A 14,345-nucleotide genomic window follows, 5' to 3' on the forward strand; every position below is an offset into this window, starting at 1 on the left:
GCCCGGCGGCCCGGATCGCGGACGGGGCTACAGCTCGGCCCAGTGCCGCAGCAGGTTGTGGTAGACATTGGCCAGCGACAGCACCGCCGGGTCGTCGTCCGGCAGGCGGGTGCGGGTGCCGATGATGGCCCGGTCGAGGTCGTAGAGCATGGCGCGCCGCTCCTGATCCTTGATCATCGACTGCGACCAGAAGAACGAGCCCCAGCGGCTGCCGCGGGTGATCTCGTTGACGCTGTGCAGGCTGGAGGCGGGATAGACCACGGCGTGGCCGGCCGGCAGCTTCACCTCATGCGCGCCGTACGTGTCCTCGATGACCAGTTCGCCGCCGTCATACTCCTCCGGCTCGGTCAGGAAGATAGTGGTCGACACGTCCGCCCGCATGCGGATGCCGGCGCCGGGGACGGTGCGGATCGCGCCGTCGACATGGGCGCCGAACCGCATCCCGACATCGTAGCGGTTGAACATCGGCGGCAGCACGCGCAGCGGCATCACCGCCGAGTTGAACACCGGGCTGCGCCCGAGCGCGCGCAGCACCAGGTCGCCAAGCTCGGCGGCCTCCGTCGATTCCACCGGAATCTGAAGGTTGAACTTGGATTTCGCGGCCTGCTGGCCCGCCGTCACGCGCCCGTCGACCCAGGGCGAGGATTCCAGCACGCGGCGGCAATGGGCGACTTCCTCGCGGGTGAGGAGATCGGGAATCTGGATCAGCATGGCTCGGTTCCGGAAACGAAAAGAGGGGGAAAGCCGGAACCCCGGCCTTCCCCCAGATTGAGACGGTCAGCAGAAAGGCGCGCGGTCAGAAGGTCGCGCCGATGGTGAGGGTGAAGGTGCGGCCCGAGGCCGGCACCGCGCGGTTGCCCCAGCCCGCCGAATAGTTCAGCTCGTCGGTCAGGTTGTAGCCGTTCAGCGCGATCCGGTAGTTCTCGTACTGGTACGAGAGCAGCGCATCGAGCGAGAAGGTCTCGGGGATGATCGAGGTGTTGGCGGTGTTGGTGTAGTACTGGTCGGCATAGGTGATGCCGCCGCCCACCAGCAGCGTGCCCGGCAGCGACTTCCAGACGTCCTTGGTCAGGTCGTAGGTCGTCCACAGGGTGAAGTTGTTCTGCGAGACGAAGGGCACCTCGTTGCCGACATAGGACGCCGTGGTCGCGGTCTGGATTTCGCTGTCGTAATAGGCGTAGCCGGCCTGGATCGTCCACGCGTCGGTGATGTTGCCGGTCAGGCCCAGTTCGACGCCCTGCACCCGCTGGTTCTCGCCGGTCTCCACCGTATCGAGGGTCACGGGGTCGACGTAATAGGCGTTGCTCTTGTCGACGCGGAACAGCGAGCCGGTGAAGCCGAGGCGGCCGCCGAGCATCGAGATCTTGAAGCCGGCCTCGTAGGTCTCGTTCTCTTCCGGCTCCAGGTTGTTCTGCGACGGGTTGACGACGGTGACGTCGTTGGTCGGGAACATGCCCTGCGGCGAGTAGGAGCGCGCCCAGGAGACGTAATAGGTCTGCTCGTTGGTCGGCTCCCAGATGACGCTCGCCTTCGGGCTCCAGAACTGCGTCGTCGTGTCGGCGCTGACCCAGCCGAGGGTCGGCGGGCAGTAGGTCGAGCGGGAGCTGTACTGGCAGTACTGCGAGTAGTCGGCCGTGTAGCTGTCGTAGCGGATGCCGCCCAGGACCGAGAGTTGCTCGGTCAGCCAGATGCGGTCGCTGGCGAAGATGCCGATATCGGTGGCGCTCGAGTTGCGCTGGCCGTTGTTGCCCCAGGGATTCTGGTAGAGGAAATAGCCGGTCGTGTTGGCGTAGACCGGGTCCCACATGGTCTGCTCGCCCTTGCTGCCATACACCGAGACCAGCGTGCGTTCGTCATTGACGAAATACATGTCGAGGCCGGCGACGACTTCGTGGCGCAGGAAGCCGGTGGTGAACTTGGCGATGCCGGTGGTGATGTTCTGGCCCGCCCAGCTCTCCTGATAGAAGCCGGGATTGCCGCCGCCGAAGGTGACGGGCGGGTTGCCGCCGTTGAAGAACGTCGTGGCGCAGGAGGTGCTGCACTCCGGCACCGACGCCGAGAAGTAGCGTGTGTAGTAGCCGACGCGCGAATCGTTGGTGATGGTCAGCCAGTCGTTCACCTCGCGCTTGTAGTTGGCGGTGAACATGTTGGCTTCGGTCTGGTCGGTGTCCGTCACCTTGCCGTAGAAGTTCGAGCGCGGCACGCCCCACTCCGTCACCGGCTGGCCGAGCGTCCCGTAGAGCGCCTTCTGCGTGTTCGTCTGCGGGGCGATGATCGGCACGCCGTAGTCGGGCGTGCGGTCGCCGTTCTGGTACAGGAAGTTCAGGTGCAGGCTCTGGTCGGTGCCGAGGCCGAAGCCGACATCCGCCATCAGGCCGTAGCGGTTCGATTCCACATTGTCGCGATCGGCCACGTCCTGCTCGTTGACCATGCCGACGATGCGGACCGCCGTGGTGGCGTCGAGCTGCTTGTTGACGTCGAACACGCCGCGATACAGCGGACCGGAGCCGAACTGGCCCTCGAAATCGTACTTGTCGCCGATATGCGCCTGCTTGAGCGTGGAATTGATCACGCCGCCGGTGGTGCCGGCACCGAAGCTCTCGGAAGACGGGCCCTTGAGCACCTCGACGCTCTCATAGGCGAAGCTGTCGCGCACATAGACGCCGAAGTCGCGCAGGCCGTTGATGTAGACGTCGCCCTTGGACTGGAAGCCGCGGATGCGGAACTGGTCGCCATTCATGCCGCCGCCGCCCTCGCCGATGCCGACGGTGACGCCCGGAACGTTGCGCAGCGCCTGTTCGAGCGTGGTGACGCCCTGCTGCTGCATGGTCTCCTGGGTGATGACCTGAATGACCTGCGGGGTGTCCTGCACCGTGCCCGGCAGACGCGAAATGCCGGTCGTGGCCTCCAGCGTATTCGCCGGCGAGCCCTCGCCTTCGACCGTCACCGTCGGCAGCTCTTCTTCCGTGCCGCTGGTGGCAGCCGCCTGCTGGGCGGACGCGGCGAACATCGGAAGCGCCGACATGGTGACCGCGAGCCCGGCCGTCAGAGCCGCATTAGGTGCAGTATCCCGGAGAGTCTTCAATGTCTTCATCTGACCAGAGCCCCTTAAATTTTGGTTGTTTTGGCTATTAGACGCGATTCTAACCCGCTTCAAACATTATGTTTTTTACATGTTCCAACTTAGACTTGTTAGACAGATTCAAACTTGCAGTTTCGAATTATTAAAATCTAAATCTTGATCCGGTTCATTGCCGATGAGTGGACATATACATTATGTGACAGAAGGGTTTTCGGCCGTTCCGGCACGTCAGGCGGCGCGGACCGTACAGGGACGGGCGACCGCAGGCGCATGCGCGACGAATGGATTTCCTTCACCGACATTGAGCGAATGGGCCCGGAACTGTTGCGCGAACGCATCAGTGAGGCGCCCGCGACGGCCGCCCGCTGGATCGAGGCGGCGGCGCTCAACGGGCTGGTCAACGCGCAGATCGCCTGGGGGCAGATGCTGGTCGACGGCCACGGCGTCCCGCGCGACCCGGAGGCTGGGCTGCGCTGGTTTCGCGTCGCCGCGGATTCGGGCAGCGCGGACGGCATCAACATGGTCGGGCGCTGCCACGAACTCGGCTGGGGGACTCCGGCCGACCCCGCCGAGGCGGCCCGGCACTACCGCCGGGCGGCGGAGGCTGGCCATGCCTGGGCGCCGTTCAACCTCGCCACGCTGCTGCTTCACGGCAGCGGGGTCGCTCCCGACCGCCGCGAGGCGCTCGGCTGGTATCTGCGCGCGGCGCGCCGGGGCAACGCCAAGGCGATGTCGATGGTCGGCCGCTATCTGGAACTCGGCTGGGACCGCCCCGCCCGCCCGGCGGCGGCGCTGCGCTGGTACGCGAGGGGCGCGGCCGGCGAGGACTATCGCGGCCTGTTCGACCATGCCCGCCTCACGCTGGAACTGACCGGCCGGCTTGACCACGCCCGCGAGGGCTTCGCCCGCGCCATCGGCTGCGGCGTGCCCGCCTTCTGCCGCAACGTCGCCGACGCCCTGCGCGCGGCCCCCTACCCGGAACTGCACCGCCTCGCCCTGCGCGCGCTCGAACGCGCGGCGGAAAGCGGCGAGCCGGCCGACCTGCGCCGCTACGCCGCCGCGCTGGCCGAAGGGCTCGGCGGCCTTCCCGACCCGGACGGTGCGGCCGCAGCCTTCCGGCGCGCCCGGGAGGCCGAGCAGGCCCTGCTGCTGCCACGGGCCGGACCGCGCGATCCGGCGCGCCGGCCGCCGCGCCCGCGCGGCTTTGCCGCCCGGTTGCTGCGGCGCCTGCGTCCGGCCGCCCTGCCGCGCCGCCGATCCTGACGCTTTTCAAAACGCCGTGACCGCCACGCCGGCGGCCACGGCCCCGGTACCACCGACACGACCGCATCCTACCGCCGGCCGGCATCCAGCCCAATTTTCGCGCCGAACCCGCCGATGCCCCCTCTCCGCCGCTGAAACTCTGGGCAGGCCCGTCGCTTGTGCCCAAGGCGCCAGGCGATTGTGTCGACGCCGGCCTTCAACTGGAGAGCGTTGCAATGTGGAAGACTGAAAAGAATGGACGAGGAGCCGCCCTGATCGGTACGGGCCTTCTCGCGGCATCCCTCGTGATGACGACGGCGGCCGACGCCCGGCCCGGCTCGCGCGGGGGAGCGGGCGGCGGCATCGGCGGAGCCCTCGGTGGCATCGGTCGTGCGGCCGGCGACACTGTGTCGGGCATCGGCCGCGCGGCCGGCGGTGCGCTGTCGGGCACGGGCGAGTCGCTCGGCGGCGTCGGTGCGGCCGGCGGTGCCGTGTCGGGCGTCGGAAGTGCGGTGTCGAGCGTCGGGCGCTCCGTCGGCGACATCGGCACGGCGGCCGGCGACGGCGTGACCGGCGCCACTGCCGGGCTCGGCTCGGCGGTCGGTTCGACGCTGGGCACGGTCGGCACCATCACGCGCGACACTATGCGCGGCGACGCCACCACCTCCGTCACCGGCCGCGCGCCGGTCGCGGCGAATGTCGCCGGCATCCAGATCGACCTGCTGCGCCGGCGCGCGCCGGTCGCCATCGGCCGCAGCACCAGCGGCAACATCGCCGACGTCAACGCCCGGCTGCTCGGCACGCGCGGCGTGGCGGCCGACGTGGCGGCCGACGTGGCGGTCGGCTCGACGCGCCAGCGCGCCCTCGGCGCCGATGCGCAGGCGCGGCTGGGCGGCGCGCGCGGCATCACCACCAACGTCGACGCCACCGTCGCCGACCGGCGCCCGGCCTCCCGCAGCCTCGTCAATGCGAATGTCGGGCTGACGGCACTCGGTACGACCGGCCTCACCAGCGACACCCGCGCCGTGGTCGGTGGCACGCAGGCGGCCGACATCGACAGCACCACCACTCTCGGCGGCCTGAACACCGCCGCGCGCGTCGATGTCGGCGGTGCCAGCACCGCCTCGGCGGCTGTCGGCATCGGCCTCGGCAGCCCCGGCTCTCCCGCCGACCCCGGCGATCCCGGGAGTCCCGGCGGCCCGGGCACAGGTCCGGGCGTCACCCCCGGCACTTCGGCCGGCAACAGCGCCGCCGCGCCCGGCAGCCGCACCGGCGACATGGCGGCGAAGAAGGTGCGCTGCGTGGGCGTGCTGTCCGAGCCGCGCGCCTATGATTCAGGCATCGTCGCTCTGTGCCGCGACCTCGTCGGCGGCTGATCCCCGCCCACAACGCCGTCCCGGTCCCGCGCCGGGGCGGCGCTCGGCGGGCAGTTGGGGCCGCGCCGCGATATCGTGCGGCGCGTGCGCGCGTTGCGGTAAGAACGCCTCCCCCAAAGGAACGTCTTCGCATCGTCCGAATTGCAGGGAAGTATCCTGCATGCCGCCGATTCCGGCGGTCTCATCCCCAAGGCCCCGATGCGCCACCTTCTGGTTCTGCTGAATGCCCGCGCCGGTACGCTTCTCGACCGGAACGCCGAGGAGGTGCGCCACCTTGTCGGGCAGACGCTGGAGGGCGAAGGCCGCAAGGTCGAGGTGCACCTGCTCAGCGGCAGGAACCTCGTGCGCGCCATCCGTGAATCCGGGCGCGGCCCGCACGACACGGTGATCGTCGGCGGAGGCGACGGCAGCGTGAGTCTGGCGGCGCGCAGTCTTGAGGGTACCGACAAGGTGCTCGGCATCCTGCCGCTCGGCACGCTCAACCTGCTCGCCCGCGATCTCGGCATGCCGACCGGGCTCGACAAGGCGCTGGCCGCCCTCGACGCGGCCGAGGAGCAGACGATCGACCTCGCCGCGCTCAGCGGGCGCCCCTTCCACACCATCTCCGGCATGGGCTTCTTCAGCCAGATGGCGCGCGCCCGCGAAACGGCGCGCAAATGGAAGCTCTGGCGCTTCCTCGCCGTCGCCATCGCCGCCGTCTATGCGCTGCGCCGCAGCGGCCGCTTCGACCTCGACGTGACCGTCGACGGCACCGAGCACCGTTTCCGCGCCTTCGCCGCGCTGCTGTCGGTGAACCGCTTCAGCGGCCCCGGCTGGCGGCGCGGCCGGCTCGACGAGGGCGTGCTGGAACTCCACGTCGCCGAGGATCGCGGCGCCCTCGCGCTGCTCAGGGCCGGAGCCGACATGGTGACGGACAGCTGGCGCGGCAATCCGGGCATCGTCAGCCTGACCGGCCGGCACATCGTGCTGCGCCGACCGAACCGCAACCGCGTCTGGGTCTCGACCGATGGCGAGCTGGGCCGCGAGGCCATCCCGCTCGACTACCGGATCATGCCCGGGGCTCTGAAGGTGCTGGTTCCGCCCCGCCCGCCGGCGTGAGGCGCGCGGTCAGCGCGGCTCGATCTCGTAGGTGATGGTGACACCGGCGCGCAGCAGCGTCTCGCCGGCCTCCACCGGCACCGAATCCGCCTTCATCATCGCCGGCGCGGCGGCGAACTGGCGCACCATCGGGCGGGCGCCGCCATCGGCGGAGACGGAAACCACGCGCACCAGCCGCACCCCGCTCGCCTCGGCGATGATCTCGGCCTGATGGCGGGCATCCTTCACCGCCGCGACACGGGCGGCGTCTTCCAGCTTGCCCGGTTCGGCGATGTCGAAGGCGATGCCGCCGATCTGGTTGGCGCCCTTGGTGACGAGCTGGTCCAGCAGGTCGCCGAGCTTCGACAGGTCGCGCACCCGGACGGTGACCCCGTTGCTGACCTGATAGCCGACGATGCGCGGGGCATCGCCGCTGTCCTTCTTCGGCGGGGCGTAGCTGGGCTGCACCGAGAAGCCGGAGGTGGAGATGTCGCGCGGCTCGATGCCGGCCGCCTTGATCGCCTCGATCACCGCCGCGACCGCCGAGGAATTGGCGTCGAGCGCCTCGCGGGCCGTCTTGGCCTCGCTCACCACGCCGGAGGACAGCGTCGCCATGTCCGGCGCGGCGCTCGCCGTTCCCTCGCCGCTCACGGTGAGCGTGGTGCGGCGGGCGCTCGCGGACATGTCCTGCGCGGCAAGCGGCGACAGGCCCGAGAGGAGCAGGACGGCGCACAGGGAGGCGCGGATGAGCTTCATGACTATCTTCCTTGAACCAGCCGGGTGACGAAGCGGCAGCGCCCGACACCACTTCGGGAAGGCGGCGGCATTGCGGCGGCGGCGCCCCGCATGCACCGCCCTCACGCGGAAATGGCCGCCGCGCCCGCCATCGGGCCTGCGGGGCGGCGCGGAACTGGACGGACGGCAGAGGTGGACGACGCGCCCATGCCGGTTGGCGCGGTGGCAACCATTTGCTAGCTTCCGCCCGCCCGCCGCCGCCTCGGCGCGCGCCGGAACGGGCCTGTAGCTCAATGGTTAGAGCCGACCGCTCATAACGGTCTGGTTGCAGGTTCGAGTCCTGCCGGGCCCACCATTCCTCGAAGCCGCCGGGCTCGCCCGGCGCCGCAAGGGAGACGCCGGATGCGTGCCCTTCTCCTCGCCGTTGCCCTTCTCCTTGCCGCTCTCCTGCTGCCTCTGACAGCGCCGTCGATGGCGCAGGCGCGGCCGGATTCGCTGGCGACGCGCTGCGCCGACCTGCAGGCGCTGGTGCGGCGCGAAGGGGCCGTCGTCATCGGCACCGGGCCGAATCTCTATGACCGCTTCGTTGCCGATCCCGGCTACTGCGCCTCGCAGCGCTCGGAGCCGGCCTGGCTCCCCGCGCGCGATGTGAAGCAGTGCCTCGTCGGCCAGCGCTGCCGCGAGCGGCGCATCAGGTTCCGCGGCTGAGCGGCGCCACGCCGTGCAGCGGGAAGAAGCTCATTCGGGCGGCATCATCGGCCCGCCGGTCGCTTCCGCCCGCCGGAAGGCCGGGCGCGCCGTGAGGCGTTCGAGATAGGCCGGCAGGGCGGGATGGCCGCCGAGCAGGCCGGTGCGCGCGGCCACCTCGATCAGGTAGCACATCTGGATGTCGGCCAGCGTCAGCGCCTCGCCCATCAGATAGGGGCGATCGGCGAGGCGGGCGGCGATGTGGTCGAGCGTGGCGGCCAGCGTCGGGGCGATAAAGGCCCGAAGCGCCTCGCTCATGCCGCCGGTGATGGCGCCGATGCGCATGGTCATGATCGGGAAGGCCGCCGTGCTCTCGGCATAATGCAGCCATTCCTCGTGGAGGTAATGCCCGGCGGTGCCCGGCGGCGGCGCGAGGCGGCCCTCGCCATAGCGGTCGTTGATGTAGGTGAGGATGACGGCGGATTCGGCGAGCACGAGATTGCCGTCGACGATCACCGGCGCCTTGCCGAGCGGATGCACCGCACGCAGCGCGGCCGGCGCCTTGAAGCGCGCGTCGCGCTCGTGGCGCACCAGCTCGTATTCGAGGCCGAGTTCCTCCATCAGCCAGAGGATCCGGCTCGAGCGCGAGAAGCTCAGATGGTGCAGCGTGATCACGGCGCGTCTCCCCCGGGGCCCGGTCGCGGCCCCTCGCGGGCTCCAGAAGAAGACGTCGGCACCGGCTTGGCAAGCGGCCTGGCGAGCGGCTCGCCGCAGGGCCGGCCACCGCATCCGCGCCGCCGGAAATCGTCCGAAACGGTTGCGCGGAAAGGAGGCGAGGCGCATAAGCGCGGCAAATAGTCTGGAGGAATTCCATGCCCGCCTATCGCTCACGCACCACGACCCATGGCCGCAACATGGCCGGCGCGCGCGGCCTCTGGCGCGCTACCGGCATGAAGGATGGCGACTTCGGCAAGCCGATCATCGCCGTAGTCAACTCGTTCACCCAGTTCGTGCCGGGCCATGTCCACCTGAAGGACCTCGGCCAGTTGGTGGCGCGCGAGATCGAGGCGGCGGGCGGCGTCGCCAAGGAGTTCAACACCATCGCGGTCGATGACGGCATCGCCATGGGCCATGACGGCATGCTCTATTCGCTGCCCTCGCGCGAGCTGATCGCCGACAGCGTGGAGTACATGGTCAACGCCCACTGCGCCGACGCCATGGTCTGCATCTCCAATTGCGACAAGATCACCCCCGGCATGCTGATGGCGTCGCTGCGCCTCAACATCCCGACCGTGTTCGTCTCCGGCGGCCCGATGGAGGCCGGCAAGGTGGTGCTGGGCGGCAAGACCCGGGCGCTCGACCTCGTCGACGCCATGGTCGCCGCCGCCGACGACCGCATCTCGGAAGAAGACGTCGCGGTGATCGAGCGTTCGGCCTGCCCGACCTGCGGCTCCTGCTCGGGCATGTTCACCGCCAATTCGATGAACTGCCTCACCGAGGCGCTGGGCCTGTCGCTGCCGGGCAACGGCTCGACGCTTGCCACCCATTCCGACCGCAAGCGGCTGTTCGTCGAGGCCGGCCATACGATCGTCGACCTCGCGCGGCGCTATTACGAGCAGGACGACGCCAGCATCCTGCCGCGCTCGGTGGCCAGCTTCGAAGCCTTCGAGAACGCGATGACGCTCGACATCGCCATGGGCGGCTCGACCAACACGGTGCTGCACCTGCTGGCCGCTGCGCATGAGGGCGAGGTGCCCTTCACCATGGCCGATATCGACCGGCTCTCGCGCCGGGTGCCGGTGCTGTGCAAGGTCGCCCCGGCGGTGCCGGACGTGCATGTGGAGGACGTCCACCACGCCGGCGGCATCATGGGCATTCTCGGCGAGCTGGACCGCGCCGGCCTGCTCGACACCTCCGTCAGCACCATCCACGCCCCGACGCTCGCCATGGCGCTGGAGCACTGGGACGTGAAGCGCAACGCCAGCGAGGCGGTGCACGAATTCTTCCGCGCCGCGCCCGGCGGCGTGCCGACGCAGGTCGCCTTCAGCCAGTCCGCCCGCTACGACGACGTGGACCTCGACCGCGCGAAGGGCGTGATCCGCGACTATGAGCACGCCTTCTCCCGGGATGGCGGCCTCGCCGTGCTCTACGGCAATCTCGCCGAGGATGGCTGCATCGTGAAGACGGCGGGCGTCGACGAGAGCATCCTGAAGTTCACCGGCACCGCCACCGTGTTCGAGAGCCAGGACGACGCGGTGTCCGGCATCCTCGGCAACCGGGTGAAGCCGGGCCAGATCGTGCTCATCCGCTATGAGGGGCCGCGCGGCGGGCCGGGCATGCAGGAAATGCTCTACCCGACCAGCTACCTCAAGTCGAAGGGCCTCGGGAAAGCCTGCGCGCTGATCACCGACGGGCGCTTCTCCGGCGGCTCCTCGGGCCTGTCCATCGGCCATGTCTCGCCGGAAGCGGCCGAGGGCGGCACGATCGGGCTGGTGCGCGAGGGCGACACGATCGAGATCGACATCCCCAACCGGCGCATCCATCTCGCGGTCGACGACGCCGAGTTGGCCGCCCGCCGCGAGGAGCAGGAAGCGCATGGCTGGACGCCGGCGGCGCCGCGCAAGCGCAACGTCACCACCGCGCTGCGCGCCTATGCGGCACTCGCCACCAGCGCCGCCAAGGGCGCGGTGCGTCAGGTGCCCTGAACGAGCGTCCGGAAGGGCGAGGCCTCGCCCCGCCCTTCCCCCATCGGCTGGGTCAGCCCTCATCCACCAACGGAGGCGATCATGGCCGACGAAGACGATGCCTATGTCTATGACGAAGCGACCGGCGAATGGCGCCCTGCCTCGGAGATGCTGGCGGCCCGCGCCGGCGTCGTCGAGGTGCGCGACGCCTCCGGCAACCTGCTCGCGGACGGGGATTCCGTGGTCCTCGTCAAGGACCTCAAGGTCAAGGGCGCCGGCCAGACCCTCAAGCAGGGCACGGTGATCAAGACCATCCGCCTCACCGACAACCCGGAAGAGATCGACTGCCGCTATGAGGGCATCAAGGGCCTCGTGCTGCGCACCGAATTCGTGCGCAAGCGCGGCTAGGACGCCGGAAATATCCGCGCGTCGCCCCGCCGCCCGGCTCGGCGGCGCGCCGGTTCCATGGTAGCGTCCAGCGGACCCGCGCCGGGTCCTCCTTTCGCGAGTTCACCGATGAAGAAGCTCATCCTGGCCGTCGCTTTCGCCTGCCTTCCCCTCACCGCCATGGCGGACAAGATCGACCTCTCAACGACCACCTGCGGGCAGTTCCTCGAGAGCGACAAGACCGAGATCATGCTGACGCTGGCCTGGCTCGACGCCTACTACAAGGACGTCGACGCGCCGCCGGTGATCGACACCGACAAGTTCGTCGAGAATGCCGGCAAGCTCGGCGAGTACTGCGCCGCCAATCCGAGCATCGGGCTGATCACCGCGACGGACGAACTGTTCGGCGACTGAGACGACGGCGCCCGGCGCCGCCCCCCTGCCCGCCGCACCGATGCCTCGAAGGCCGCCCCACGGGGCGGCCTTTTCGCGTGAGGCGCGGTGCCTGGCCCCGCCGGGCGCGGTTGCGAACAAAACGCGAAACGTGCTCTCTGGAGGCGTGATCCGCCCCCGGGGATTCGTCCGCCCATGCAGCCCGCCGCCTATCTCGACAAGCTGAACCCGCAGCAGCGGCGCGCGGTCGAGCATGGCGTGGGCGGGCCCGGCGACATCGCCGGCGGGCCGCTGCTGGTCATCGCCGGGGCCGGCTCGGGCAAGACCAACACGCTCGCCCACCGGGTCGCCCATCTCATCGTCAACGGCGTCGATCCGCGCCGCATCCTGCTGCTCACCTTCTCGCGCCGCGCGGCGGCGGAGATGACGCGACGCGTCGAGCGTATCGCCGGGCAGGTGATGGGGCCGCAGGCGCGCACGCTGACCGAGGGGTTGACCTGGGCCGGCACCTTCCACGGCGTCGGCGCCCGGCTGCTGCGCGACTACGCACTACAGATCGGGCTGGACCCCAATTTCACCATCCACGACCGCGAGGACAGCGCCGACCTGATGAACCTCGTGCGCCACGAGCTCGGCCTGTCGAAGACCGAGAAGCGCTTCCCCACCAAGGGCACGCTGCTGGCCATCTATTCGCGGGCGGTCAATGCCGAGCAGCCGCTGGAGGAGGTCATTGGCCGCGCCTTCCCCTGGGTGTCGGGCTGGAACGCCGAACTGAAGGCGATCTTCTCCGCCTATGTCGAGGCCAAGCAGCGCCAGAACGTGCTCGATTACGACGATCTGCTGCTCTACTGGGCGCAGATGGCGAGCGAGCCGGCGCTCGCCGCCGACCTCGCCGCCCGCTTCGACCATGTGCTGATCGACGAGTATCAGGACACCAACAGGCTGCAGGCGACCATCCTGCTCGGGCTGAAGCCCGACGGGCGCGGCCTGACCGTGGTCGGTGACGACGCCCAGTCGATCTATTCCTTCCGCGCCGCCAATGTGCGCAACATCCTCGACTTTCCCGGTCATTTCAGCCCACGCGCGGACACGGTGATGCTGGAGCAGAACTACCGCTCCACCCAGCCCATCCTCGCCGCCGCCAATGCGGTGATCGACTTCGCCAGCGAGCGCTACGCCAAGAACCTGTGGTCGGAGCGCGCCTCTGCCGAGCGCCCGGTGCTGGTGAGCGTGCGCGACGAGATCGAGCAGGCGAACTTCGTCGCCACCCGCGTGCTGGAAAACCGCGAGGACGGCATCGCGCTGAAGGCGCAGGCGGTGCTGTTCCGCGCCGCCCACCACAGCGGCCCGCTGGAAGTGGAGCTGACCCGCCGCAACATTCCCTTCGTGAAGTTCGGCGGCCTGAAATTCCTCGACGCCGCCCACGTCAAGGACGTGCTGGCGGTGCTGCGCTTCATGGAGAACCCGCGCGACCGCGTGGCGGGCTTCCGGGTGCTGCGCCTGCTGTCCGGCCTCGGCCCGGCCACCGCCGGGCGCATCCTCGACGCGGTGAGCGCCGAGGGGACGCTGTTGCCGGCGCTGGAGGCGGTGACGCCGCCGGCGCGGGCGGAGGAGGAGTGGCCGGCCTTTCTCGCCCTTGCGCGGACGCTGAAATCGCCGGCGGCCGGCTGGCCGGGCGAGCTCGACCTCGTGCGGCAATGGTACGAGCCGCATCTGGAGCGCATCCACGAGGACGCGCCGAGCCGGCAGGCCGACCTTGTGCAACTCGCGCAGATCGCGGCGAGCTATCCGTCCCGCGCCCGCTTTCTCACCGAACTGACGCTCGACCCGCCCGACGCCACCAGCGCCGAGGCCGGACCGCCCCATCTCGACGAGGATTACCTGATCCTCTCCACCATCCATTCCGCCAAGGGGCAGGAATGGAAGTCGGTCTTCGTGCTCAACGCGGTCGACGGCTGCATCCCCATCGACCTCGGCGCCGGCACGCGCGAGGAGATCGAGGAGGAGCGCCGCCTGCTCTATGTCGCAATGACGCGCGCAAAGGACAGCCTGCACCTGATGCTGCCGCAGCGCTTCTTCGTCCACGGGCAGGCCGCGCGCGGCGACCGGCATGTCTATGCCGCGCGCACCCGCTTCATCCCGCCCACGATCCTCAACCGCTTCAGCGTCGCCGCCTGGCCGCCGGCGCAGCCCGAGGCCCCCGCCTCGCGCGCCGAGCCCGCCGCGCGTATCGACATCGGCGCGCGCATGCGGTCCATGTGGAAATAGGGACCAAGAAGCTGTCATCCCGGACGCCCGCAGGGCGATCCGGGATCGTCCCACAAGCCATCAACGGCACGCGATCCCGGCTCTACGCTTCGCTCCGGCCGGGATGATGCGGAAACCGGAATGCCGCTCAGCGGATGCGTACGCCCGGGCCGTGCTCGCCGGGCGGCAGCAGCATGACCCCGGCGTCCTGAAGCGTGCGGACGAGCATCGATTCCGTTCCGCGGTGCAGGACGTGGCGGTGCCGCTCGAAGTCACGGACGGTGCTGCGGGAAACGCCGGCGCGTTCCGCGAGGTGCTCCTGGGTCCAGTTGAGCAGCCCGCGTGCGGCGCGGCATTGTTCGGGCGCCAATTCCATCGCTTCTGCCTTGCGTGAAGACGACCAAATCAACCATAATGGGCGACATCTCGCAAGAC

At 69.6% G+C, this 14,345-nt stretch carries 13 protein-coding genes and 1 tRNA gene; 9 read left to right on the forward strand and 5 right to left on the reverse strand.

Annotated features, from left to right (window positions below; all coding sequences use genetic code 11):
• Nucleotides 1-27 precede the first annotated feature (27 nt).
• Together GBB76_RS06720 and GBB76_RS06725 are read right to left on the reverse strand one after the other, a co-directional pair.
• Nucleotides 28-711, reverse strand: a complete 684-nt coding sequence (locus tag GBB76_RS06720) for a Fe2+-dependent dioxygenase (protein WP_152302585.1) — start codon at nt 709-711, stop codon at nt 28-30.
• Between the two features lie 85 nt (nt 712-796).
• Nucleotides 797-3,025: a TonB-dependent siderophore receptor gene (locus GBB76_RS06725; protein WP_246669064.1), complete on the reverse strand. Its 2,229-nt coding sequence runs from the start codon at nt 3,023-3,025 to the stop codon at nt 797-799.
• Between the two features lie 327 nt (nt 3,026-3,352).
• Here GBB76_RS06725 and GBB76_RS06730 point away from each other — a divergent pair, with 327 nt between their 5' ends.
• The 3 genes from GBB76_RS06730 to GBB76_RS06740 all read left to right on the forward strand — a co-directional run bounded on the left by GBB76_RS06730 (nt 3,353) and on the right by GBB76_RS06740 (nt 6,798).
• Nucleotides 3,353-4,345, forward strand: coding sequence for a tetratricopeptide repeat protein (locus GBB76_RS06730; RefSeq protein ID WP_152302587.1), 993 nt, complete (start codon nt 3,353-3,355; stop codon nt 4,343-4,345).
• A 215-nt stretch (nt 4,346-4,560) separates the two neighbouring features.
• Nucleotides 4,561-5,700 (forward strand): hypothetical protein, encoded by a 1,140-nt coding sequence (locus GBB76_RS18825; RefSeq protein WP_246669065.1) that lies wholly within the window; start codon nt 4,561-4,563, stop codon nt 5,698-5,700.
• A gap of 198 nt (nt 5,701-5,898) precedes the next feature.
• A complete protein-coding gene (locus GBB76_RS06740) occupies nt 5,899-6,798 on the forward strand; it encodes a diacylglycerol kinase family protein (protein WP_152302588.1) in 900 nt (299 codons plus the stop codon).
• 9 nt (nt 6,799-6,807) lie between these two features.
• Here the strand turns inward: GBB76_RS06740 and GBB76_RS06745 are convergent, their stop codons facing one another.
• On the reverse strand, nt 6,808-7,533 hold the full coding sequence (locus GBB76_RS06745) for an SIMPL domain-containing protein (protein WP_152302589.1): 726 nt from the start codon (nt 7,531-7,533) through the stop codon (nt 6,808-6,810).
• 258 nt (nt 7,534-7,791) lie between these two features.
• Between GBB76_RS06745 and GBB76_RS06750 the strand changes: the two genes are divergently transcribed.
• A tRNA-Ile gene (locus GBB76_RS06750) sits at nt 7,792-7,867 on the forward strand.
• Between the two features lie 47 nt (nt 7,868-7,914).
• The gene (locus GBB76_RS06755; RefSeq protein WP_152302590.1) at nt 7,915-8,220 is read left to right on the forward strand and encodes a hypothetical protein; all 306 of its coding nucleotides are present in this window, start codon (nt 7,915-7,917) and stop codon (nt 8,218-8,220) included.
• Between the two features lie 30 nt (nt 8,221-8,250).
• Here GBB76_RS06755 and GBB76_RS06760 read toward each other — a convergent pair whose 3' ends face one another.
• Nucleotides 8,251-8,874 carry a glutathione S-transferase family protein gene (locus tag GBB76_RS06760; protein WP_152302591.1) on the reverse strand — a complete coding sequence of 208 codons (624 nt, stop codon included), beginning with the start codon at nt 8,872-8,874 and terminating at the stop codon, nt 8,251-8,253.
• A gap of 197 nt (nt 8,875-9,071) precedes the next feature.
• On the opposite strand from GBB76_RS06760, the gene ilvD reads away from it, so the two are divergent.
• The 4 genes from ilvD (at nt 9,072) to GBB76_RS06780 (ending at nt 13,931) form a co-directional block, all read left to right on the forward strand.
• On the forward strand, nt 9,072-10,904 hold the full coding sequence (gene ilvD / locus GBB76_RS06765; protein ID WP_152302592.1) for a dihydroxy-acid dehydratase: 1,833 nt from the start codon (nt 9,072-9,074) through the stop codon (nt 10,902-10,904).
• 81 nt (nt 10,905-10,985) lie between these two features.
• Nucleotides 10,986-11,291, forward strand: coding sequence for an alkylphosphonate utilization protein (locus tag GBB76_RS06770; RefSeq protein WP_152302593.1), 306 nt, complete (start codon nt 10,986-10,988; stop codon nt 11,289-11,291).
• 108 nt (nt 11,292-11,399) lie between these two features.
• A complete protein-coding gene (locus tag GBB76_RS06775; RefSeq protein ID WP_152302594.1) occupies nt 11,400-11,684 on the forward strand; it encodes an HdeA/HdeB family chaperone in 285 nt (94 codons plus the stop codon).
• Between the two features lie 174 nt (nt 11,685-11,858).
• The gene (locus tag GBB76_RS06780) at nt 11,859-13,931 is read left to right on the forward strand and encodes an ATP-dependent helicase (RefSeq protein WP_152302595.1); all 2,073 of its coding nucleotides are present in this window, start codon (nt 11,859-11,861) and stop codon (nt 13,929-13,931) included.
• Nucleotides 13,932-14,058: 127 nt separating this feature from the next.
• Here GBB76_RS06780 and GBB76_RS06785 read toward each other — a convergent pair whose 3' ends face one another.
• Nucleotides 14,059-14,286 (reverse strand): helix-turn-helix transcriptional regulator, encoded by a 228-nt coding sequence (locus tag GBB76_RS06785; RefSeq protein ID WP_152302596.1) that lies wholly within the window; start codon nt 14,284-14,286, stop codon nt 14,059-14,061.
• Nucleotides 14,287-14,345: the final 59 nt, after the last annotated feature.

The sequence above is a fragment of the Ancylobacter sp. TS-1 genome (assembly GCF_009223885.1).
Classification (GTDB): Bacteria; Pseudomonadota; Alphaproteobacteria; order Rhizobiales; family Xanthobacteraceae; genus Ancylobacter.

Coding starts and splice junctions, on each gene's coding strand:
- GBB76_RS06720 (WP_152302585.1), bottom strand. CDS start 711: ATGCTGATCCAGATTCCCGATCTCCTCACCCGCGAGGAAGTCGCCCAT.
- GBB76_RS06725 (WP_246669064.1), bottom strand. CDS start 3,025: ATGTCGGCGCTTCCGATGTTCGCCGCGTCCGCCCAGCAGGCGGCTGCC.
- GBB76_RS06730 (WP_152302587.1), top strand. CDS start 3,353: ATGCGCGACGAATGGATTTCCTTCACCGACATTGAGCGAATGGGCCCG.
- GBB76_RS18825 (WP_246669065.1), top strand. CDS start 4,561: ATGTGGAAGACTGAAAAGAATGGACGAGGAGCCGCCCTGATCGGTACG.
- GBB76_RS06740 (WP_152302588.1), top strand. CDS start 5,899: ATGCGCCACCTTCTGGTTCTGCTGAATGCCCGCGCCGGTACGCTTCTC.
- GBB76_RS06745 (WP_152302589.1), bottom strand. CDS start 7,533: ATGAAGCTCATCCGCGCCTCCCTGTGCGCCGTCCTGCTCCTCTCGGGC.
- GBB76_RS06755 (WP_152302590.1), top strand. CDS start 7,915: ATGCGTGCCCTTCTCCTCGCCGTTGCCCTTCTCCTTGCCGCTCTCCTG.
- ilvD (WP_152302592.1), top strand. CDS start 9,072: ATGCCCGCCTATCGCTCACGCACCACGACCCATGGCCGCAACATGGCC.
- GBB76_RS06770 (WP_152302593.1), top strand. CDS start 10,986: ATGGCCGACGAAGACGATGCCTATGTCTATGACGAAGCGACCGGCGAA.
- GBB76_RS06775 (WP_152302594.1), top strand. CDS start 11,400: ATGAAGAAGCTCATCCTGGCCGTCGCTTTCGCCTGCCTTCCCCTCACC.
- GBB76_RS06780 (WP_152302595.1), top strand. CDS start 11,859: ATGCAGCCCGCCGCCTATCTCGACAAGCTGAACCCGCAGCAGCGGCGC.
- GBB76_RS06785 (WP_152302596.1), bottom strand. CDS start 14,286: ATGGAATTGGCGCCCGAACAATGCCGCGCCGCACGCGGGCTGCTCAAC.